20 protein-coding genes and 1 pseudogene are annotated in these 21,301 nt (G+C 49.2%); 7 read left to right on the top strand and 14 right to left on the bottom strand.

The genetic code is table 11. From position 1 onward, the window contains the following. Nucleotides 1–522 carry a rhodanese-like domain-containing protein gene (locus KME12_21535; GenBank protein MBW4490370.1) on the top strand — a complete coding sequence of 174 codons (522 nt, stop codon included), beginning with the start codon at nt 1–3 and terminating at the stop codon, nt 520–522. A 10-nt stretch (nt 523–532) separates the two neighbouring features. Here KME12_21535 and KME12_21540 read toward each other — a convergent pair whose 3' ends face one another. Then, nucleotides 533–3,274 (bottom strand): glucosidase, encoded by a 2,742-nt coding sequence (locus tag KME12_21540; GenBank protein ID MBW4490371.1) that lies wholly within the window; start codon nt 3,272–3,274, stop codon nt 533–535. A gap of 290 nt (nt 3,275–3,564) precedes the next feature. Between KME12_21540 and KME12_21545 the strand changes: the two genes are divergently transcribed. Further along, nucleotides 3,565–3,780 (top strand): high light inducible protein, encoded by a 216-nt coding sequence (locus KME12_21545; GenBank protein ID MBW4490372.1) that lies wholly within the window; start codon nt 3,565–3,567, stop codon nt 3,778–3,780. A gap of 465 nt (nt 3,781–4,245) precedes the next feature. Further along, nucleotides 4,246–4,920: a fatty acid desaturase gene (locus KME12_21550; protein MBW4490373.1), complete on the top strand. Its 675-nt coding sequence runs from the start codon at nt 4,246–4,248 to the stop codon at nt 4,918–4,920. A gap of 203 nt (nt 4,921–5,123) precedes the next feature. Here the strand turns inward: KME12_21550 and KME12_21555 are convergent. After that, nucleotides 5,124–5,600 (bottom strand): annotated as a pseudogene (locus tag KME12_21555) (hypothetical protein). A 76-nt stretch (nt 5,601–5,676) separates the two neighbouring features. Further along, nucleotides 5,677–5,961: a DUF2470 domain-containing protein gene (locus tag KME12_21560; protein ID MBW4490374.1), complete on the bottom strand. Its 285-nt coding sequence runs from the start codon at nt 5,959–5,961 to the stop codon at nt 5,677–5,679. Nucleotides 5,962–6,092: 131 nt separating this feature from the next. Between KME12_21560 and KME12_21565 the strand changes: the two genes are divergently transcribed. After that, nucleotides 6,093–6,497, top strand: a complete 405-nt coding sequence (locus KME12_21565) for a DUF1499 domain-containing protein (protein MBW4490375.1) — start codon at nt 6,093–6,095, stop codon at nt 6,495–6,497. Nucleotides 6,498–6,841: 344 nt separating this feature from the next. Next, on the top strand, nt 6,842–7,432 hold the full coding sequence (locus KME12_21570; GenBank protein ID MBW4490376.1) for an AAA family ATPase: 591 nt from the start codon (nt 6,842–6,844) through the stop codon (nt 7,430–7,432). 126 nt (nt 7,433–7,558) lie between these two features. On the opposite strand, the gene KME12_21575 is transcribed toward KME12_21570, so the two are convergent. The 4 genes from KME12_21575 to KME12_21590 form a co-directional block, all read right to left on the bottom strand. Then, on the bottom strand, nt 7,559–8,905 hold the full coding sequence (locus KME12_21575) for an erythromycin esterase family protein (GenBank protein MBW4490377.1): 1,347 nt from the start codon (nt 8,903–8,905) through the stop codon (nt 7,559–7,561). A 156-nt stretch (nt 8,906–9,061) separates the two neighbouring features. Further along, nucleotides 9,062–9,724 carry a DUF4142 domain-containing protein gene (locus KME12_21580; protein MBW4490378.1) on the bottom strand — a complete coding sequence of 221 codons (663 nt, stop codon included), beginning with the start codon at nt 9,722–9,724 and terminating at the stop codon, nt 9,062–9,064. Between the two features lie 161 nt (nt 9,725–9,885). After that, nucleotides 9,886–10,584 carry a glutathione S-transferase N-terminal domain-containing protein gene (locus KME12_21585; GenBank protein ID MBW4490379.1) on the bottom strand — a complete coding sequence of 233 codons (699 nt, stop codon included), beginning with the start codon at nt 10,582–10,584 and terminating at the stop codon, nt 9,886–9,888. A 30-nt stretch (nt 10,585–10,614) separates the two neighbouring features. Beyond that, entirely contained in the window at nt 10,615–11,445 is an 831-nt protein-coding gene (locus tag KME12_21590) for a dienelactone hydrolase family protein (GenBank protein MBW4490380.1), read from the bottom strand. Between the two features lie 160 nt (nt 11,446–11,605). Between KME12_21590 and KME12_21595 the strand changes: the two genes are divergently transcribed. Beyond that, nucleotides 11,606–12,781 (top strand): phosphoserine transaminase, encoded by a 1,176-nt coding sequence (locus tag KME12_21595; protein MBW4490381.1) that lies wholly within the window; start codon nt 11,606–11,608, stop codon nt 12,779–12,781. A 65-nt stretch (nt 12,782–12,846) separates the two neighbouring features. On the opposite strand, the gene KME12_21600 is transcribed toward KME12_21595, so the two are convergent. From KME12_21600 to KME12_21625, 6 genes are all read right to left on the bottom strand, one after another. Beyond that, nucleotides 12,847–13,206 carry a DOPA 4,5-dioxygenase family protein gene (locus KME12_21600; GenBank protein ID MBW4490382.1) on the bottom strand — a complete coding sequence of 120 codons (360 nt, stop codon included), beginning with the start codon at nt 13,204–13,206 and terminating at the stop codon, nt 12,847–12,849. Between the two features lie 179 nt (nt 13,207–13,385). Then, complete coding sequence (locus KME12_21605; GenBank protein ID MBW4490383.1) at nt 13,386–13,580, bottom strand: hypothetical protein; 195 nt, start codon at nt 13,578–13,580, stop codon at nt 13,386–13,388. A gap of 285 nt (nt 13,581–13,865) precedes the next feature. Then, nucleotides 13,866–14,924 (bottom strand): galactokinase, encoded by a 1,059-nt coding sequence (gene galK / locus KME12_21610; GenBank protein MBW4490384.1) that lies wholly within the window; start codon nt 14,922–14,924, stop codon nt 13,866–13,868. Nucleotides 14,925–15,023: 99 nt separating this feature from the next. Further along, nucleotides 15,024–16,187, bottom strand: a complete 1,164-nt coding sequence (locus KME12_21615; GenBank protein MBW4490385.1) for a M24 family metallopeptidase — start codon at nt 16,185–16,187, stop codon at nt 15,024–15,026. Then, nucleotides 16,184–17,284 (bottom strand): galactose-1-phosphate uridylyltransferase, encoded by a 1,101-nt coding sequence (gene galT / locus KME12_21620; protein ID MBW4490386.1) that lies wholly within the window; start codon nt 17,282–17,284, stop codon nt 16,184–16,186. The genes KME12_21615 and galT overlap by 4 nt, the downstream gene beginning before the upstream one ends. Beyond that, on the bottom strand, nt 17,187–19,190 hold the full coding sequence (locus KME12_21625; GenBank protein ID MBW4490387.1) for a beta galactosidase jelly roll domain-containing protein: 2,004 nt from the start codon (nt 19,188–19,190) through the stop codon (nt 17,187–17,189). Before KME12_21625 ends, galT begins: the two co-directional genes overlap by 98 nt. A gap of 471 nt (nt 19,191–19,661) precedes the next feature. Between KME12_21625 and KME12_21630 the strand changes: the two genes are divergently transcribed. After that, complete coding sequence (locus KME12_21630; GenBank protein MBW4490388.1) at nt 19,662–20,024, top strand: hypothetical protein; 363 nt, start codon at nt 19,662–19,664, stop codon at nt 20,022–20,024. A gap of 64 nt (nt 20,025–20,088) precedes the next feature. On the opposite strand, the gene galE is transcribed toward KME12_21630, so the two are convergent. Continuing rightward, on the bottom strand, nt 20,089–21,090 hold the full coding sequence (gene galE / locus KME12_21635) for a UDP-glucose 4-epimerase GalE (GenBank protein ID MBW4490389.1): 1,002 nt from the start codon (nt 21,088–21,090) through the stop codon (nt 20,089–20,091). Nucleotides 21,091–21,301: the final 211 nt, after the last annotated feature.

Raw genomic sequence — 21,301 nt, forward strand, 5'->3', positions numbered from 1 at the left:
ATGGATATGGATATGGGTATGGGGCGATCGCTCGTCTTCAAGTTACTTAGACGCTGGATTGCTTGGCAATACCCCCAAGTCCGTTGGGTCACGACTGTAGAATTGGCTAAATGGCGCAAAAATCCTGCTCGAACCCAACCGCTTTTATTAGATGCCCGAACTGCGGCTGAGTATGAGGTCAGCCACTTGAAAACGGCTCAACGGATCGATCCAGCTACCCCTGATTTGACGGCTCTGAGCCAGATTAATCAGAATAAGCCCGTAGTCGTCTACTGCTCAATTGGGTATCGCAGCGCTAAAGTCGCGGCCCAATTACAACAGGTCGGATTCACGCAGGTTTATGACCTAGAGGGCAGCATTTTTCAGTGGGCCAATGAAGCACGGCCTCTCTTTCAAGCCGAGCAACCTACAACCAAAGTGCATCCCTACAACGCGCAGTGGGGCTTATTGCTCAAACCTGAGTATCGAGCAGAATGCCAAGGAAGCTCATCCCCAGACTCATCGCCAACATCTCCAAATTGAAGGCAAGACCCTAACCTTCGTACTCTTCAACCTGCTGGATCAATTTAGCGATCAAAGCAGTCCAGCCAGTTTGGTGGCTAGCGCCTATCCCAGCCCCATTGTCTCCGTGGAAGTATTCATAGAACAAAATCAGATCTTGCCAATGGGGGTGGGTTTGGAATTTCTCGGTGTCTCCGTAGACGGGGCGACGACCGGAGGCATCTTTGGCAAAAATCCGCATGAGTCGTTGAGAGATCTCGCTGGCGACTTCCCACAAGTTCATCCACTGTCCCGAACCTGTAGGACATTCCACCTTGAAGTCATCGCCCAGGTAGTGGTGAAACTTTTGCAGCGATTCGATTAGCAAGAAATTGATGGGAAACCAAATTGGGCCGCGCCAATTGGAATTTCCCCCAAACAAGGCACTGGTAGATTCAGCAGGCTCATAATCGACACGGTGTTGCTGACCATGCGCCTCAAAAATATAAGGATGCTCCGCATGATAACGGGAGAGCGCCCGAATGCCATAGGGGCTGAGGAATTCATTTTCGTCCAGCATTTTCTCTAGAATCCGCCGCAGTTTATCGCGATAGACGATCGCTAACAGTCTGCGATCGCCGACTCCTTGGCGTTTCATACAGGCAATATTTTGTGTCAGATCGGGACGATTGCGAATAAACCACTCCGTCCGCTTCCAAAAATCAGGAAACTGCTCAAATATCTCAGCTTCGATCGGCTCTACCGCAAACAGAGGAATCAAACCGACAATAGAGCGAACTTTTAAGCGCACTTGATGTCCATCTGGGAAATGGAGCACGTCATAGTAAAAGCCGTCTGCTTCATCCCACAGCGAGGCTCCCTCTTTGCCTAGGCGGTTCATGGCATCCGCAATGTAGAGGAAGTGCTCAAAGAACTTGCTGGCAATATCTTCGTAGATGGGATTGGATTTTGATAGCTCTAAGGCGATCGCTAACATATGCAAGCTATACATGCCCATCCAACTGGTGCCATCGGATTGGTCAATGCGACCCCCTGTAGGTAGTTCGGAGCTGCGATCGAACACGCCAATGTTGTCTAGACCGAGAAAGCCACCTTGGAAAACATTATTGCCCGCTGCATCTTTGCGGTTCACCCACCAAGTGAAATTGAGCAATAGCTTTTGAAAGACCCGCTCTAGGAAACGTGGGTCAGCTCGACCATAGAGTTTTTGTTCAATCTTATAGATCCGCCACGCTGCCCAAGCATGGACGGGTGGATTCACATCGCCAAGCGCCCATTCATACGCAGGGAGTTGGCCGTTGGGATGCATATACCATTCTCGTGTCAGGCGATCCAGTTGGTATTTAGCTAGTTCTGGATCAATCATGGCGATGGGAATCACATGAAAGGCCAGATCCCAAGCCGCAAACCAGGGATACTCCCACTTGTCGGGCATCGAGAGAATGTCATCATTAAATAAATGAATCCACTCAGAGTTTCTCCCTTTCAGCCGCTCTGGAGATGCAGATGGCTCAGCAGGCGCATTTTTCAGCCATTCATCCACCACGTAGTAGTAGAATTGTTTGCTCCACAGTAGGCCCGCAAAAGCTTGGCGTTGAATGTTTTGTAAGTCGGGCGATCGCGTGAAACAGCAGACATGTTGGTAAAATTCATCGGCTTCCTGCTGGCGATCGCCAAAAACCTGCTCAAACTCAGCTCCCAAGGGAGGGGTGGAGACAAACTCTGGAGCCACTTGATTTAGTCTGAGCTGGATGGTTTGTGTCTCGCCAGCAGGAAGCTGCAAGATATAGTGTGCCGCTGCCTTGGTGCCCACTAATTCAGGATTGACAGCAGTTTGCTCGCCCTGAACTACATAGTTGTTGATGCCATCCTTGAGATAAGCAGAGACATTAGGCGTCCCAAAGATACGCTCTGCATTGGTTTCATTTTCAGTAAACAACAGCTCTGTCGGTGAGTCGCAATATAACCAGTACTCACCCAAGCTAGGATGGGAAGCCGCAATGACGCTGTAGTTGCTCTCAGTCTCCGCTTTAGATAGTAAGGGTTTGTCTGAATTGGGAATAGAAGGACAAGCTTGCTCTTGGCTCCAAGACCCCGTATTCCAAGACCCCGTATTCCAAGACCCCGTATTCCAAGACCAAGTGTTGCGAAACCACAAAGTCGGGAGTAAATGTAAGCTTTGAGCTTCTGGCCCACGATTAGTGATAGTGATGCGAATTAGGATGTCTTCTGGAGCCGCTTTGGCATATTCAATCAAGACATCAAAATAGTGCTCTTCGTCAAAGATGCCTGTCTCCAACAACTCGAACTCTAGTTGATCGCGACCCCGACAAGCGTTCTCTGCCACTAATTGTTCGTAAGGAAATGCCTGGTGCGGATATTTATACAGACACTTCATGTAAGAGTGCGTCGGCGTGTTGTCGAGGTAGAAATAGTATTCTTTCACGTCCTCGCCGTGATTGCCTTCTTTCCCAGTCAGGCCAAACAACCGTTCTTTGAGGATTGCATCCTTGCCATTCCAGAGAGCGATCGCAAAACAGAGCCGTTGATGATTGTCCGAAATGCCTGCAATGCCATCTTCTCCCCAGCGGTAAGCCCGCGATCGCGCTTGGTCATGGGTAAAGTAATCCCAGGCTGCCCCGCTAGCGCTGTAGTCTTCCCGGACAGTTCCCCACTGGCGATCGCTGAGATACGGCCCCCATCTGCGCCAATGTGCTTGTCTTTGACGAGTTGCTTCTAGCCGTTGAGCTTCGGCGGTGGTGTTTTCGGTCATGACTCTCTCAAGCGATCGGGTGCAGCAAAGCAAATCTTGGCTAAATCAGACTTCATCTCCAGACTCAAGCCCCAGAGTTGAACCCTAAAGCTGAGTCATTCTAGCGCACCCCACCTCTGTCGAATTGCAGAGTTCAAGGCTGCACTTATCTTTAGTTAGAGCCGCTTTAGCTTAAAGTTTCTTTACATCAACCCGGAGGAGGGCCTATAGTTTCGCACCCTAGGCAGACTGCGACTTAGAAGCAGCTCGATACTATAGAGACATAACAAGTTTGTTGAGGAATGTAAATTATGGAATCTCGTCCTTCTGCTGATCTACCTACCGTTGCTAACGCTTATAACGGAAAAGACCGTAACGCCTTCTTGTTTGGTTGGAATCCCCAAGCCGAGCTATGGAATGGTCGTCTAGCTATGATCGGTTTTTTGGCCTACCTACTGTGGGATTTGAATGGCTACAGCGTCCTACGTGATGTGCTTCACTTCTTGCCCCAGTACATCGCTCGCTAGTCACACGTTCGTTAGTCACTAACCGATTCGTGAGCATCCAACCTTGTAGTTAGACTGGTGGCCTTAACTTAGCCTTACAGCTGCCAGCCTAACCACAAGGTTTTGCTATGGCTAAATTTCTAATCAGCTATTTTATAGTGGCAAGTTGGTGAATCGACACATCCAACTCCACTTTTTTACCTTGGTTCTGCTGGAATCCTTGGTTTAAGGGGCAGACAGGATTAAAGTAAATATTCTTCCTAGAAGTTGTTCACCTGAAGACTGAGGGGCTACTGCTTGGCCTAACTTAGTCTTTTATCTGCCTGCTTAAGTCAATAGTTACCTGGAGCTGAAGATTTGATTTCCTCTGAGCAAGTACCCCCACCGTCTGCCCCACTAGCCCCATTAACAGAAGAAATAACTATTGCTGACTTCACTGCTGACTTCACTAAAGAAGCAAACCGTAGCCTGCTCACTGCAATTGGCATGCTAAGCCTCTGGGCCGCGAGTTTAGCTTGCTTATTAAGCTTAGACATCTCCACTTGGCCCTTGCTCTGGAAGCTGCCACTGATGCTTTGGCAGATGTTTCTCTACACGGGGCTGTTTATCGTCGCGCATGATGCCATGCATGGGGCGGTTCACCCAAAAAATTCCAGAATTAATGATGGGATCGGGGCGATCGCCTTATTTCTATACGCTCTGTTCTCTTTTGAGCAGCTCAAGCAAAAACATTGGCAACATCATCGCCATCCTGTCAGTGAACTAGACCCAGACTCTCATGATGGCAAGCATCAGAACTTTTTTGCCTGGTATTTCCAGTTCATGAAATCCCACTGGAGTTGGCTCAGAATCGTAGGATTAATTGCCCTTTTTCATACCGTTCGCCTGACGCTGTCTTTACCTGCCGAAAACATGACGCTGTTTTGGGTCATCCCATCGATCGCGAGTTCGATGCAACTGTTTTTCTTTGGCACTTACTTGCCACACCGAGAACCAGAAGCAGGTTACAAGAACCAGCACCGAGCGCAAAGTAACCCGCTTCCAGTCTTCTGGTCTTTCATCACCTGTTATCACTTTGGCTACCACGAGGAACACCATCAGTATCCCCAGGCGGCTTGGTGGCAACTACCAGGTGTCGCTAAAGCCCAGGGAACAATCTGAGAGATTTTCTGAGAGGCTTAATGTAATAACAACTCTTGATGTAATAACAACTGTAGGGGCACCTCTTGTGGGTGCCCTTTTTTGCAGCGGACAGGCTATTTGCCAGACTTCTCGGCCTTAGTGTCACTCGCTTTATCACTCGCCTTAGTGTCACTCGCTTTTTCAGCTTTCGTATCCGGTGCCTTGGTATCTGTTGAAGCTTTAGAGTCCGGTGATTGAAGCGCTTGATCGAGTACCGTCCGCGCATCTTCTGCTTGGGTTCTAGCTTCTCGGTAACGGAGGTTGTTCTGAGCAAAGGTTTTCAAGGTTTTGAAGCCTTCTTTGAGATTGGCGATCGCCTCCTCACTCACAGACTCATCTGTAAACAGAATATCGACCTGCTCTCGCACTTTAATCGCTTCAGAACGCAACTCCTGCACCTTGAGCTTGAGGGTTGCTAGGTTGCTCAGGACTTGAACTGCCTGGGTGACAGCGTCTTCGTCGGCGGATACCGTTGAGTTTGGTTCTTTCACTTCAATAAACTGTTGAGGGCCAAATCCTTCTGCCAAATCGGTCGGTAGCTTGCCTGAATCCATCAGCTCCATCAACTGATCCATCGCCTTCTCACGGGCTTTGACAGAATCTTTGCCAGAGACAGTCAGAATAATTTCAGGGCTTTGTGCCAGCGTATACTGAACCATAAATGTACATTTGTACTAAAGTCTTCTCTTCAATCTTAATGTCCAGAAGCCTGAACCGGGAAAGTGGCTAGACAGACTACTGGGGCTGAGTCCGAGCTTGCCTCACCATTGCAATCAAAGTTTGGTGAGCATCTTCTGAATCTTGCAACTCGTGGTCAAACTCAACTCGGAGCGGTGTTGCGGCTCCCTCAACCTGAGCCATCAAGTTCATCCCTTGGGCATCAATTGAAACCATCTCAGCCGCAGTGGCATTTATCGCTCCAGCATAGGCTTTGGCATAAAGCACGATCGCCTCAGCATGGTCTTCGTTCATGTGTTTGCAAATGCGATCGCTGATGCTAGGGGTGAGTGGATCAGCCATAACCAAATCTCCTTAATCAAATCGTGCTAAATCGTGGCAAATCATGGGTACCTGTTGGGAAGTTTAGCAGAGGCTAGGGCTAGGGATGGTAAGCTCACAAAGGTCTTGGTTCATGCTTTGGAGGAACAACTGTGTTTGCTGGTAAACGACCCACCAATCTCGGAGTTCAAAATGGTAGCTTAACACCCTGCCCTAACACCCCTAACTGTGTCAATAGTCAGAGTACCAACCCCACTTGTCAGATTGCCCCTTTAACTTATAACTCCACAGCCACCCAAGCGATCGCCGACCTCAAAACGGTGATCCAAAATCTAGAACGTACAACCATCGTTACGGAAAGGTCTAACTACTTGTACGCAGAATTCAAAAGCGCTCTGATGGGGTATGTGGATGATGTCGAGTTTTACCTGGATGAAGTTCAGCAAGTGATTCACGTGCGATCGGCCTCTCGCCTAGGCAAATCGGATTTAGGCGTAAACCGCAAACGCATTGAAACCATCCGAGCTAAATTGCAAGCTCTCCAAAACCAAAGCTAGAACGAGAACACTCCTGCACTTAATTACTACAATCGGTTTGCTAATAGAGATCAGCCAACTAACTCGTCGCTGTAAGGGCGATCGCTCCTTGCTTGTCTAACCTGCTGCTCTCTACGGCTAAAGCTGCTTAAGGAGCATAGGTAATACACTTGAAAATACGCGGGATAATTGCTAGCTATCCACCCAAAACCGCGTATTATGCGGAGAGTTTCTGCCTATATTACCCAGTTCAAAGTGAGATACAGAAAGTTCCGATCGGGGCCATGTTATCGAAAGGTGATTAGTATTGCTAACTGCCCAATCAATGCTAAGTTGTAGTCGATTTGAAAAACTTGCGATCGCTGATGATTATTTGGCTAAACGGGGCCTTTGGTGTGGGCAAAACCCAGACTGCTTTTGAGCTACACAGTCGCATTCCTGGTAGTTTTGTGTTTGACCCTGAGCAAATTGGCTTTTTCCTCCGCAAAATTATACCGTCAGATGTGCGTGTAGGAGACTTTCAAAATCATCGGATATGGCGTGAATTTACCTGTCAAGGGTTGCGATATGTGGCTGAGAACTTTGCAGGAACGATCATTGTTCCAATGACTGTAGTTGATCCTCTTTACTACGATCAAACTGTGGATGCATTGAGGCGCGAGGGGTTACAGGTGCATCATTTCACTTTGCTGGCTGCTCGCAATACAATCTTGCGGCGATTGCGGCGACGTGGTGATGGCAGCAAGTCTTGGAATGCACGTCAACTGGATCGGTGCTTGAAATCTCTGTTAGACGAGAAGTTTGCAATTCATCTCAATACTGAAGGAAAAGCAATTGAGGTTGTTGCAGAGGAAGTCGCTCATTATGCAGGTCTTGATCTCAAAATTCCAACTTGGCATCCAGTCCTACGTCCTCTCAAACGGATGGTTGTGCAAATACGCCATATTCGGTTGTAGCCAGATGATCGTAGCGATCGCTAACCCACAGTCTATGCGCTTATTCAGAATTTCGACAAACACAAGATGTGGAAACATGCTGAAGGGCGATCGCTAGAAATGGAATCGAAATTTTTACTGGTCCGTTTAGAGCGCTGAAGGATAAGTATCTGGTACTTCGTTATCCTCCACAGGTTCATCTCGATCTAGCGGCTGGACAGCGTGGGTGTCGTCAATGTGGATGATGGCATCAAACTGGCTAGGGAGTTGGGTGTGGAAGTAATGGCTCGATCGCTCCGAGCGAGGACGATAGATGACACCGATCGCTCTTTCTAAACGGGGTTCTTGCAACTGGGCGATCGCTGGATTATCTTGGCGTAGGTTCAACCAAAATCGTGGTAATCCAGTTTCATGAAAGAGAGCTTCGTAGCTACCAGGAAGTGCAGGCCGCACTTGCTTTAGTTCAGCGGGGCCATCCCAATCATTTGCGGCTGTGACGGTGCCAGTGTAGGTGCTGAACCCAACTAGCACCGCATCTTGCCCATAGCGCTCGCGTACCAATTGCCCCACATTCCACTCACCTGCTTCTCCCATATCGGTGGCTCTAGCATCTCCTAAGTGAGAGTTATGCGCCCAAACCACAATCTTGGCGGGTTGGTTTGGTTGGCTCAGATGATCAGAGAGATGCTCCACCGTTTCGGCCATATGGCGATCGCGCAAATTCCAAGAAGAGACTCTCCCTCGGAACATGGAGCGGTAGTATTCTTCAGCATTTTTTACCAAGCGGGCATTCTGCTCGGCATAGAAGAACTCATCCTCAGCCAAAGGGCCATCTCTGTGCGTATACTCACTAGCCTGTTTTTGCAGCTCTAAGAGTTGATTCACTGCACTACCTTCACAGGACTCTGCTATGCCAGAACCAGCGGCATATCCGTAACTCTGCGAATCTTCTTCAAAATGCTCGAAACAGGCATACCGAGAACGGGCACGCCGAGCCGCTTCTGGGTCTACCTGGTCGAGATACTTCAGCACTGCTTCGATGGAACTGTAGAGGCTATACAGATCGAGGCCATAGAACCCTACTTTGGTTCTCCCTGACAGTAAACCATCGTTGTATTGACGCAACCAATTTACGAAATTCAGCACATCTGTATTACGCCACATCCAAATTGGGAAACGGTGAAAGTTTCTCAGCGCTTCGTTACTGGTGGCATCCTCACTCATGCCTTGGACAAAGCGATTCACTCGGTAGGCATCAGGCCAGTCAGCTTCTACTGCTACTGCCGTAAACCCTTTTTCCTGAATCAACCGCTGAGTGATTTCTGCCCGCTGCTCATAAAATTCGTGGGTGCCGTGAGTTGCCTCACCAAGCAAGACAAATCGCGCCTCGCCAATTAGGTTCATTAAAGGGTCATAATCTGTGATGGCACTTGTCAGGGGATGGGCGCACTGACGCACAGCATCAGCTAGTTGGGCGATCGGTTTTTCTAACATAGCTGAAGCCCTCTCCATAGACGAACTACTAGCGATCGCCTCCATCCTAGATAGGGATCAAGTTGCCGACCTCTAGCTAAAGGTAAGGGACGAGTTTCCCCGCCCCCACACAATCACATTAATTCAACACTGTGAATAACCACTAATCAAACCCTTCTATTGAAGAGGAGACTGAGTATTGCCCGTTCTGTTTTGAGCAACGGCACGGTTAGCCATCTGATAGTGATTATTAATGCTAGGAAGTAGCGCTGTGGCATATTGCTTCACGTCAGTCGCTTTCCCTTGCTGCACCTCTGTCCGGTACAAAGCGATCGCTTGCATGTGGAGATTTTCCTGGGTACCCATATAAGCGCGATCAAAACTTGTACCTGAGAGCTGGGCTAGCTGTTGGGCGATCGCCGCATTCAGAGGGCCAGGATCAGTGGGCAGGGTAATGCCATGCTGAGCAGCCACCCCAGAGAGACGCTGGTTCGCCTGGGTATGCTCCTGAATCATCCGTTGAGCATAGCTTCTGACCATCTGATTGGATGACTTTTGCAAAGCAAGTTGGGAAGTTGCAATTTCCGCATTGTTACCACGAGCTGCCATCATGACAAATTCGCGGTCTAGGGCGGTGGGTGCGGTTGCAGTACCCCGCTGTTGATTCATGGTGCCTTGAGCAGGCCGATTATTTGGGGTGTTAGTGCTGGGGGTGCTAGTGTTTGGAGTGGTATTAGAACGAGGAGTTGTCTGAGCTAGTACAGGAACACTGAGTAAGGAAGTCAGAGCAACCGTTCCCAGCAGAGCTGTGGCTTTTTTTAGATAATTTGATCCTGTCATGGCGCTTAAACCTAGATGTGAAGAGTGAATTAAACCAGCTTGATCGTTTGAATGTATGAGCTATTAAAAACCGCTCAAGTAAGCAGCGTACCGATTGCTATCTCGGTCATCCTCTGCCTAAAGAGCGGGGATAAAAATTATGTGATGACAGGTTAAAAGATCTAATTTTGTACTGTGTTGGCAGACTGATTAAACAATAGATCTCGCGATCGCTCTATATTGAGTGCTTGGTCTTTGAAGGCTTCCGCTTTTTCATAAGCTCGAATCGTTGCTGGGCGGGCTTTGATCGCTTCAAACCAGCGTTTGATATTAGGGAAATCTTCTAACTTTTGACCTTGGACTTCGTAGGGCACAATCCAGGGATAAATCGCCATATCCGCGATCGAATATTCTCCTGCCACAAATTCGCGATCGCTTAATTGCTTATTGAGTACCGCATAGAGACGAGCCGTTTCATTCACATAGCGGTTAATCGCATAAGGAATTTTCTCTGGAGCATATTGACTAAAGTGGTGATTTTGCCCTGCCATTGGCCCTAGTCCGCCCATTTGCCAAAACAACCACTGCAGCGTTTCGACGCGATCGCGCAGATCGGCAGGAATAAATCGGCCCGTTTTCTCTGCGAGGTACAGCAGAATTGCTCCCGACTCAAACACAGAAATTGGCTCACCACCACCCGCAGGTTCACGATCGACGATCGCGGGAATCCGGTTATTGGGCGCAATCTGGAGAAATCCAGGCTTGAACTGGTCGCCTGTGCCAATGTTAATCGGCACCAACTCATAGGGCAGACCTGCTTCCTCCAGAAACAACGTGATTTTATGTCCGTTGGGGGTCGTCCAATAATAAAGCTCAATCATGATGCTGTCTCCTAATATTCTCCGAAAAAACTACACTCCATGTTGCTCAAACCAAGCCTGAAGGCGCTTCCAGCCATCTTTCGCTGCTTTTTCTCGATAAGAAGGACGATAATCCGCAAAAAAAGCATGAGGAGCATCAGGATAGACAACGATTTGGGATTTGCTACGGCCCGAATTCAGGCGATCGCCCATCTCTTCTGCTGTCTTCAAAGGAATTCCGGTATCTTCTCCGCCATAGAGACCCAACACTGGTATCCTCAACTGGGCTGCAATATCAACCGGATGTTTGGGGGTCAGGGTGCTGCGATCGCCGACCAACCGTCCATACCAAGCCACGCCTGCTTTGACTTGCGGATTATGCGCGGCATAGAGCCAAGTGATGCGCCCGCCCCAACAAAAGCCTGTCACTCCCAAACGCTGAGCATTACCCTTAGCTGACTTCACTGCCCAGCTTATGGTGGCATCCAGATCAGATAGCACTTGGGCATCTGGCACTTTTGTCACTACCTTACGGATCTCGTCCACGCTGCTCAGTTTCAGCACATCGCCTTGGCGCACAAATAATTCAGGAGCGATCGCCACATATCCCAACTGCGCAAAGCGGCGGCAAACATCCTGCATATGCTCATGCACGCCAAAAATTTCTTGAATTACCAAGACAATCGGAAAATTCTGGCCTGTGGCAGGCATAGCTCTATAAGCAGGGATATTGCCATCTTTAACCGGGATGGTCACGGCACCTGCAACCAGACCATCGGCATCTGTACGGATAACTTGGGCCGAAATAGGCTCTACGGCTAGGGCAAATCCAGTTGCCAAGGCAGCGGTAGTAATAAACTTACGGCGCGTAATTTTTTTCACAACCGAGCCTAAATCCCCTCACTGAATACTCATTCCTAGTGTAGAGGGTCAAAAATTTTTGTGATTTAGCCAAGCCAGTACAACACCGGATGCCTGAGGCGCAGAAGAAATATATATAATAACTACCTATCCTAATGCTGTAATGCTGCACTCAGCACCCATGTCAGAACATCCTACTCCAACAACCAAACCCAACGTTCCCTATTTTTCCTCCGGGCCTTGTACCAAGCGCCCCGGCTGGAGTGCGACAAACTTACAAAATGCCTGCGTGGGTCGTTCCCATCGCTCTGCTGACGGCAAGGCTAAACTCGCAGAAGTGATTGAGCGCTCTAAGAAAATCTTGGGTGTCCCAGCGGATTATCGGTTGGGCATTGTGCCTGCGTCCGATACAGGGGCAGTCGAAATGGCCCTGTGGTCACTGCTTGGGCCACGCCCCGTTGACATCTTAGCCTGGGAAAGTTTTGGGCAGGAATGGGTAAAAGATGTTTTAGATGAGCTGAAGTTGCCAGATGTCAATCTGATCAAAGCTCCCTACGGCAGTTTGCCAGACTTAGGCCAAGTTGACTTTAGCCACGATGTCGTGTTCCTCTGGAACGGCACCACCTCAGGCGTGAGAGTCCCTAATGGTGATTGGATTGCTAGCGATCGCCAAGGCTTAACCATTTGTGATGCCACCTCTGCGGTATTCGCAATGGATATCCCGTGGGACAAAATCGATGTTTTAACTTACTCCTGGCAAAAAGTCTTGGGTGGTGAAGCTCAACATGGCGTGATTGTGCTCTCTCCTCGCGCTGTCGAGCGCCTGGAAAGCTATCAACCCGCCTGGCCGATCCCCAAAATCTTCCGCCTTAGCCAAAAAGGTAAGTTGATCGAAGGCATTTTCAAAGGTGACACCATCAACACACCTTCTATGTTGTGTGTAGAAGATGCGATCGACAGCTTAAATTGGGTCGAGAGCGTGGGTGGCTTACCTGGTTTGATTCAGCGCAGTGAAGCCAACCTCAGCGCGATCGCTCGTTGGGTGGAGCAACGCGATTGGGTAGACTTCTTGGCAGAAAAGCCAGAAACTCGCTCCTGCACCTCGATCTGCTTGAAGGTAGCTGACCCTTGGTTCACAGATCTCAGTTCGGATGACCAGGCCACTTTTGCCAAGAAATTAGCGAAACTTCTAGAAAAGCAAGAAGTTGCTTATGATGTCGCTCCCTATCGCGCTGCTCCTCCAGGACTGCGAATCTGGGGCGGCGCAACCGTGGAAACCTCTGATATGGAGGCGCTACTGCCCTGGCTTGACTGGGCTTATGCCACTGTAAAAGCTGAATTTGCTGCCGTAGCATAACTCATTTCACATGGCCCCATACGCCGTTGCTCACTTCAACCAACTGTATGGGGCTTTTTCTTGAGCTAATTGGTGCTTCTGCTCATCGGGCGCAGAATCTCTAGATTCAGGTCTAGCTTATTACCTAGCCACATAGCATGGTCTGTGTGATCTACCAGATCATCTCCTGTCTCAGGATGCACAAGAATATCTAACCCCTCTCGATGCAGCATCAGCCAAGGAACGACCTTAGCGAACTGATCCGGTAAGAAAGCGACTTGATACATCGCTTGAGAATGAGGGCCAATCGGGCGATCGTGCCACCGTCCCAAACGCACCTCGAAAGCAGCCAATTCTTCGCGTATCCGCGCTGCTACATCACGAGTGTCAGCAGCATAGTAGATGTGAGCATGGAATCCAGTGATTGTGCTTGTCGCCTCTACCATCGTTCTCAGCCCTACTGTGTAATCTTTATCCGTCCACTAGTATTTCATCACGCTTAAGCTTGGACTGACATCTTGGACTGACATAATATGAACCCCCTAAACCTTTCTAATTCAGAAAGACTTAAGGGGATACGGCTCTGGCAAATTTAAAGCTCTGTATTTAAAGCTTTATTTGAAGCTTACTGTAACAGTTCAAATTGTTGCTGAATCCAGTTAAATCCTCTACCAATACAACTTGAGCAAACCTGACCATGACTCTTGCCTTGCTCATTGCAGACAAGCACTTGGGCATCCTTCATGGCAAAGGATTGGCCACAGAGCTGACAGAGGCTGCTTTTGGAGGGAAACTTATTCGGTTCAATTTGGAGCTGCATAATCTTTTACCAACTTATTTATGTTTGAGTTCTGAATACGTACTAAAAAATCTGATCAAAACGTTGATTCTAACAATCTGGGTTGGCAATTATCCATAGGCTCTCATCAGTAATACACCTCACACCACGAATGCTGTTGTTGTTCAGTATGCAGTACTATTTTCCAAATTTCGTCTAGATAAAGACAGGATCTCCTTTACGGGAGGCTGTATTGGGTATCACACTATCTTCCTTAAAAAAAGCCCTTGTACTATTCTTAATGCAATAATTGAGAGTGATCCAGGGCTATGGAACTAAAACACGGCCTATCTGTTCTGTGCGGTTATACTGTTCCAAAGCTTGTTGCGCGATCGCTCCAGCTTTTCCTGCCGCCGTTAATGCAACACAAGCTCCACCAAACCCCGCGCCCGTCAGCCTTGCACCGAATACACCAAGGGTTTCCTGTAGGATCGCAACTAGCTGATCTAAGCCTGCGATGGAGACTTCATAATCATCCCGCAAGCTAGCATGAGAATCGTTCATAAGTTCGCCAAACCGCTCAGCCGACACACCCTGTCGAGCTTCTAGCACTCGATTATCTTCTGTAATCACATGACGGGCTCGACGCTGGAGCAGTTCAGGGAGATGGGCGATCGCCTCTACATCGCTAATATCCCTTAAGGCTTTAACTCCCAATTGTTTCGCCGCTTCTTCGCATTCTTCGCGTCGTTGGTTATAGCCACTTCCTGCCAAAGTGCGAGGGATTCCACTATCCATCACTAAAATCTCTGCGCCTGACGGAAAAGGGAGAAGTTGGCGATCGAGTGTCCGCGTATCCAGAAACAGAAGATGAGCGGTATCCGCGAGACTAGAAGCCATCTGATCCATGATGCCGCACTGTACGCCTGCATACTGTCGCTCGGCTTCCTGGCCTAGTTGAGCAATGCGAACATCGTCAAGATCGAGATTTAAAAGCGATCGCAAGCCCCGCAACATTGCTACTTCCAAAGCAGCACTACTCGACAGTCCCGACCCCATTGGCACAGAAGAGGTCACGTAGACATTAAGCGGTGGCACTGAAATTCCCTGTTTTTCCAGCACACCAATGCAGCCGAAGATATAGCTAGCAAAGCTCTCCGGGATGGAGTCAGAGGTTTTGACATCGATCTGTTGTTCTAGCTCCTGTGAATAGAAATGATGTTGATCATTTGGACTCAGACCGAGATAGACAGTAGTTTTTTGAGGGATAGCAGTAGGCAATACAAAGCCATCGTTATAGTCGGTATGTTCACCCAGCAAATTGACTCGTCCTGGCGCACTGGCTTCAACTTTGGGTGCAGTATTAAAGATCTGTAGAAAGTCCATATGGAAGGCTATAGTTGAGAATTCAATAAAGATGATCTACTGCTGAAACTCTTCCCCTTCCCTACAAGAGAAGGGGGTTGGGGGGTTAGGTTTCTTTATTTAAGTAATTTCTAAGGGGATAGGCCGCGATCGCCCTGCTACCTCTACACTGGGCCAGTTGGGATCAAACGTGAGGTTTTCTAAACTGCCATCCGGTTGCAGCACAAAAGTATCCTCAATTTTGGCTCCAGGGAGACTGGGATTCCAAGCGATCGCCATAGTTGCCTGGAGCTGATCAGTCGTTGTGGGATTGGCTACCACCTCGCGAGCCAGATAGCCTGTGGTGCCGCCTTGATGATGTTCGTAAATGGCTTTAGGATAGCCTTGCTGCTCGTAGGTTTGTTTCAAAGTGTCATAAATCTGAACCAAAGGCACATTTGCCTGACACTGATTTAAGGCGGCAGCTTCAATCTCACGCACTCGACGGTGTAGCTCATTCTGCTCCGGGGTTAGTGAACCAAAGCAGACAAAGCGAGTGAGGTTGGCATACAGCCCGAAGCCACGGGCACAAAACACCATCATGGCAACTCGTCCCAGCGGTTCATGCATCGCAGTGGGGTGGCGGTAGATGGGTAAACGGCGTTCTCCTGCCGCCAAAGTGAGAGCAGGATGTAACCCTCGATTCCACAGAGCTGCGGCTCCTGCGCCTGCTAATTGATGTTCCGTCCAATCAGGCTGGGCTTGAGCTAGCACCTCCGTCATCGCCTCACTGGCTAAGCGACCGACGTGACAGTAGCGATCGCTTTCACTGGGTAAAAGCGTGCGTTTGTGTTGAATTAAAGCAGCAGGTAAAGGCAATTCAGGGCGATCGTGAGAACCGGATGGTTTATCGCTTAGAACCTTGCCGTCGGCGGTCACTTCTTGTACAAACGATTCTCGCTGGGTGGGTTCGGCCCAAGGGCTTACGGCAAGATCATAAACCTCTTGGGCGAGATCCCCCTTGGATGGCAACTCCTCATCCTGTAACCGTTGTGCTTCGATCGTATCTGTTAAGACCCAAGCTCCCTGCGCTGTCACCAAGAGTTCGGCAACACCAGTCTCAGCGGTTAGTAGTACTGTATTCGAGCCACCTGCTGTTGCCCAAGCAAACCAGTCTGTACCGCGTAAACGAATGCCTGCGGCTCCCGTCTCCTGGAGACAAGTTCGCATCCACTCTAGCTTTTGCTGACATTCCTGTTGCCGCTCTCGTTGTTTTTGAGGTAGCTCAAATCCTGAATTATTCATACGTTTGCTGGCACTCCGAGATCGATCGCAACGGCTTGGAGGTCTTTGGCCTTCTCCTCAGGCAAAGCGTCATTGGCAAACATCCCAGCCGCAAGTTCTGTGCCTGCGAGATATTTCAGCCGATCTGCGGTGCGGTAGGGAGGGTAAAACTCCGCGTGCAAGTGGGATTCTGGATGAGGTTGACCATCGGTGGGAGCTTGATACCAAGCCATTAAGTAGGGAAAGGGCCGATTCCACAAACCGTCAAATTTTAAGGTGACAGTCTTCAACGCCTTCGCTAAACTCCTCCGTTGCTCCTGAGTCAGCTCACCCAAGGTGGGCACAGGTTGAATTGGAGCTACCCACACTTCATAGGGATAACGCGCACAAATGGGTACAAAAGCGATCGCCCACTCATCTCGATAGAGAATCCGCTGATCGTCGGCAATTTCTTGCTGAATTAAATCTTGCAGGAGTCCCCGCTGATGCTGCTGGTAATAAGCTTGCTGCTGCTCTAGCATCCGAGCAGGCACGGGGGGCACAAAAGGATAAGCGTAGATCTGCCCGTGGGGGTGGTGCAACGTCACACCGACCTCAACCCCTTTATTCTCGAAGGGGAGCACGTATTGAATTTGGGGATGATTGCCTAAAGCTTGCGTGCGATCGCCCCACACTTGCAGCAGCAGATCGAGGTGATCTAATTCTAAATTAGAGAGCGATTTACTGGGATCTTGAGTAAAGACCACCACTTCACAAGCCCCATTAGCAGGCAGGGTATCCACGATCAAATGTGGGGGATCGTGGGCCTGCACTGCCATTGAGGGAAAACGATTTTCAAACACCGCAATATCGTACTGGCCTTGCGGGAGTTCCGTCGGAAACTGGGGGTTTGTGGTGGGAGCAAGTGGGTTGTATTCAGGAGGCGGCATAAAGGTACGCCCCTGACGATGGCTGGCATAGGCCACCCACTCACCCCGCAACGGGTGCCAACGGAGATGAGGATTTGCCTGAATCGGTTCGTTACCAGGACTGGGAGCCTGGATGCCCGCTGCAATGGGGCATCTGCTGTACAGCGTGAGCTTCCGACCATCCGGCTTGAGGAGTTCCTGGAAGTACATTTTCTGCACTGGGCCACGGGGTTGCAACTGATGGCGTCAGTATAGATCCATCTGCTCCTACAGCATCCCTACCTAGGGTTGCAGATGCGATCGCCTCTAGCGGAAACTTCGGCGTGCGATCGGCATAAAGTAACCCGTTGGCTTCCTGGAATGTATCGGTCAACTGCGTATAGCAAAAACCACTAAACATCTGCACCTGATTCACAGTCGTGAGTAGAGCACTATATTGTTGTTGCAGCTCACAAGTGTCCGAAGAGCGAGCATAACCCCAAGCTTTGTAAGCTTCCGTATCAGTGGGACGGGTGTAGGCAATGCCACCAAACTCGGTCAGCATAATCGGCTGGCCCTGGTGCGGATAGCAATCTAGGGTTAAAACTCGTCCACCAGGCCGCTGATTGTTGAGCAAATCAGAAAGCTTCATGTCAGGACCATAACGCTTAGCCAATCGTGGCGGGCGGTTGTCGTAGTCGTGAATGGCCAAAATGTCGGTGGTGGTACTTTCCCAGCCATCGTTGCCAATCACCGGACGAGTCGGATCGAGGGTTTTGGTCAGGTAGTACAGGGCTTGGACATAATGGCGGTGGGCTGGAGTCTCAGTCAGGTTAGGGACACCCCAAGATTCATTGAAAGGGACCCAGGCGACAATACAAGGGTGGCTAGCGTCTCGCTCGATGATCTCTGTCCACTCTTTGGTGATCCGCTCTACAGCTTTGGGAGTGAAGCGATAGGCGCTAGGCATTTCTTCCCATACCAGCAAGCCCATTGCATCGGCCCAGTAGAGGAAGCGAGGATCTTCAACTTTTTGGTGTTTACGGACGCCGTTAAAGCCCATGCGCTTGGTCAGCTCAATGTCTTGACGCAGCGCTTCGTCAGAGGGGGGTGTCATTAGAGTGTCAGTCCAGTAGCCCTGATCTAACACCAAGCGGAGGTAGTAGGGGTGCCCATTGAGCATGAAGCGATCGCGCTGGATCGAAACAGTTCGCATCGCCGTGTAAGACTTAACTTCATCTAATAGCTCACCGTGACGCCAGAGCTGCACCTGCGCGTCGATTAAGGTTGGCTTTTCAGGGCTCCAGAGTAAAGCGTTCCGGTAGTCATCAATGCCAGGGTCAGACAATGCAATCCGACGATGGATTTCACCATTGATCACTTCGTAAACGTCATTCACCAATAAGCGACTATCTACCGTCAACCGGACGCTGAGGCGGAGATCATCGCAGGTTCTACCCGCAATCAGGGCTTCAAAGCCAATTTCCCAGCGCTCAAAGTGGGGCGTCCAGCGAATCTTCTCTAAGTAGGTTTCTGGCACCGTCTCAGCCCAAACGGCTTGCCAAATGCCACTGGTACGGGGATACCAAATGCTATGAGCTTCTAGCAGCCAATCTTGCTTGCCTCTAGGCTTCGCTAGGTCTTGGGGATCATCTTGTGCCCAAACGGTGACTCGCTGAGGTCCTTCTGGACGCAGAGCGGTGGTGATGTCAAAACTGAAGGAACTATGCCCCCCTTCATGTTCTCCGATGAACTGACCGTTTACCCAAATGCGAGCCTGGTAATCAACCGCACCAAAATGCAGCAATACCCGAGAAGCATGAGGACTTTGAGTGGGGTTTAATTCAAAGTCGCGCTCATACCAGCAGTTGGGGTGAAACCCGGTGTCACCGATACCACTGCGTTGCGACTCTGGAGCAAAGGGAACTTCAATCGTGTGGGCCCACTCACTAACATCGGTGGGCTGGGTCCAGTTGCCTTGATCATTGAAGGCAAACTTCCAAGCTCCATTGAGGTTGAGCCAGTTAGCCCGCTGTAACTGTGGACGAGGATACCCCGTTTCAAGCTGGCGAAACATCGCGATCGCGCTGGAATCAGAGGGGGCATTGATTTCGAGGCTTCTGCCGAGTAATTTCATCAAACTTGAACCTTAGCTACTAACGAAAGAATGCCCGTTGCTACCCCTGATTTATCATTTATCAGCTGCGAAACCAAAAATTCTTTGAGCTTTTATTTGCTTAGAAAAGAATTTTTAGTTGGAGGAACTTAAAGGCAATCAAAATCAGCCAACAGTACCCCTACTCTTGTGTCTGAGTAAAATACTGCATCTCCTGACATTCACCCCTTTTATCAAGGTCTGCTCAGGCTATCTATTTAAATCATACCTAATCCCAATCATTCCTGAGATAGAAGCCTGAATTCAGGTTCAAAACTATCTTTGATTATCAAAGGAAAATTCCTTCAGTAATAAATTAAGAATACTTATAGAACTATTTGCTGAATTGTAAAGTTAATAAAAAGTGTAATTATCATTACCTGTTACCATTACAAAACTTGGTGGCTCTCAGGGCAGTAACCTTCCAACTTATTAATAAGATTTCGAACAGAAATGAGTAGTCAAGCACAAATTATTGTTGGGAATAGCCATACGGAAGGGAAAGCCCGACGCGGTTGGTTTATGGGCTATTTTGTCACACCCGACGACGACCCCCGCTCCACCTCGGCTCTAGAAGTGAAGTGGGGAACTCACGCCGCCGGGGACAGTAGGCAAGAATGGGGGGTCAACCACCAAGCCACGACGCTTTCAATTTTGATCAGTGGCCGCTTTCGCTTACAGTTTCCCGATCGCGAGGTAGTGCTGGCTCAGGAAGGGGATTATGCTCTCTGGCCACCTGGTCTTTCTCACGGTTGGCTGGCCGAAGAAGCTTCCACTGTATTGACCGTGAGGTATCCTTCGGTGCCTGAAACCTAACCCCCAGCCCCTTCCCTGCTAGGGAAGGGGAGCCAGAGTTGCTTGATGAAACAAATAACCAAAATTACTGTGGCAGTGGCGTCGGTTGGCCATGCCGTTGTTGGTGCCATTGCCAAGCGTGGGTCAAGATTTGTTTCAAGTCAGCGTATTGGGGTTGCCAACCTAGAACCTTTCTAGCTTTGTCACTACTACCTACCAAGACAGGTGGGTCTCCCGGACGGCGATCGCGCTCTACGACAGGAATCTCTCGTCCCGTGACTTCACGAGCGGCTTCAATCACCTCGCGCACAGAAAATCCTAAGCCATTACCCAAATTGAAGACATCACTGGCCCCAGCATTTTCTAGATACTGCAATCCCTGCACGTGAGCTTGAGCCAAGTCGCTGACATGAATGTAATCACGGACGCAAGTACCATCCGGCGTAGGGTAATCGGTTCCCAAAATTTGAATAGCAGGTAGCTTGCCTAGAGCAGCCATCAGAACCAGAGGAATTAGATGCGTTTCAGGCTCGTGATCCTCTCCCAGCTGGCCGTTAGAATGGGCTCCGGCTGCGTTGAAGTAGCGAAAGCGAACCGACTTTAAGCCGTAAGCCGTATCGAAATCAGAGAGAATATGCTCTACTGCCTGTTTCGTGGTGGCGTAGGGGCTGATCGGATCTTGGGGATGCTCTTCTGTAATCGGCACAAATTTGGGAATGCCATACAGCGCACAGGTCGAGGAAAACACAAATTGCTTCACAGAGGCTGCGATCATGGCTTCTAAGAGCGTAAGAGTCCCTGTAACGTTGTTGCGGTAGTACTTAGCAGGATCTGTAACAGACTCACCCACGGCAATATAGGCCGCAAAGTGCATGACTGCGGTGATGGAATAGGTAGAGAATAGATGATCGAGGAGGGCGCGATCGCTAATATCTCCTACCACCAGTTTGACTTGTAAAACTTCTTCAACAATCTCTCGATGACCATAAGAGAGGTTGTCCAAAACAATAACTTCGTAGCCTGCCTGTTGCAATTCCATAACGGCATGGGAACCAATATATCCTGCGCCCCCAGTTACTAAAATCATAAGATTGGTGTGCCTTGATATATAAAAGGTGGACTCTTCCTAATATTTCTTTACTAGAAATACTTCAGAATCAAAAGCTCAGCTTGGCTTTAATTCTAAAACAGAACTTTTATTTTTTATATTAAATTAGCAGCTTTTCAATGGTTAGGCTAAGGATAAGCTGAGACAAAGCTCAGAGTTAAGTTTCAAACTTACTTTGATTGCTTACATC

This window comes from Trichocoleus desertorum ATA4-8-CV12, assembly GCA_019358975.1.
Classification (GTDB): domain Bacteria; phylum Cyanobacteriota; class Cyanobacteriia; order FACHB-46; family FACHB-46; genus Trichocoleus; species Trichocoleus desertorum_A.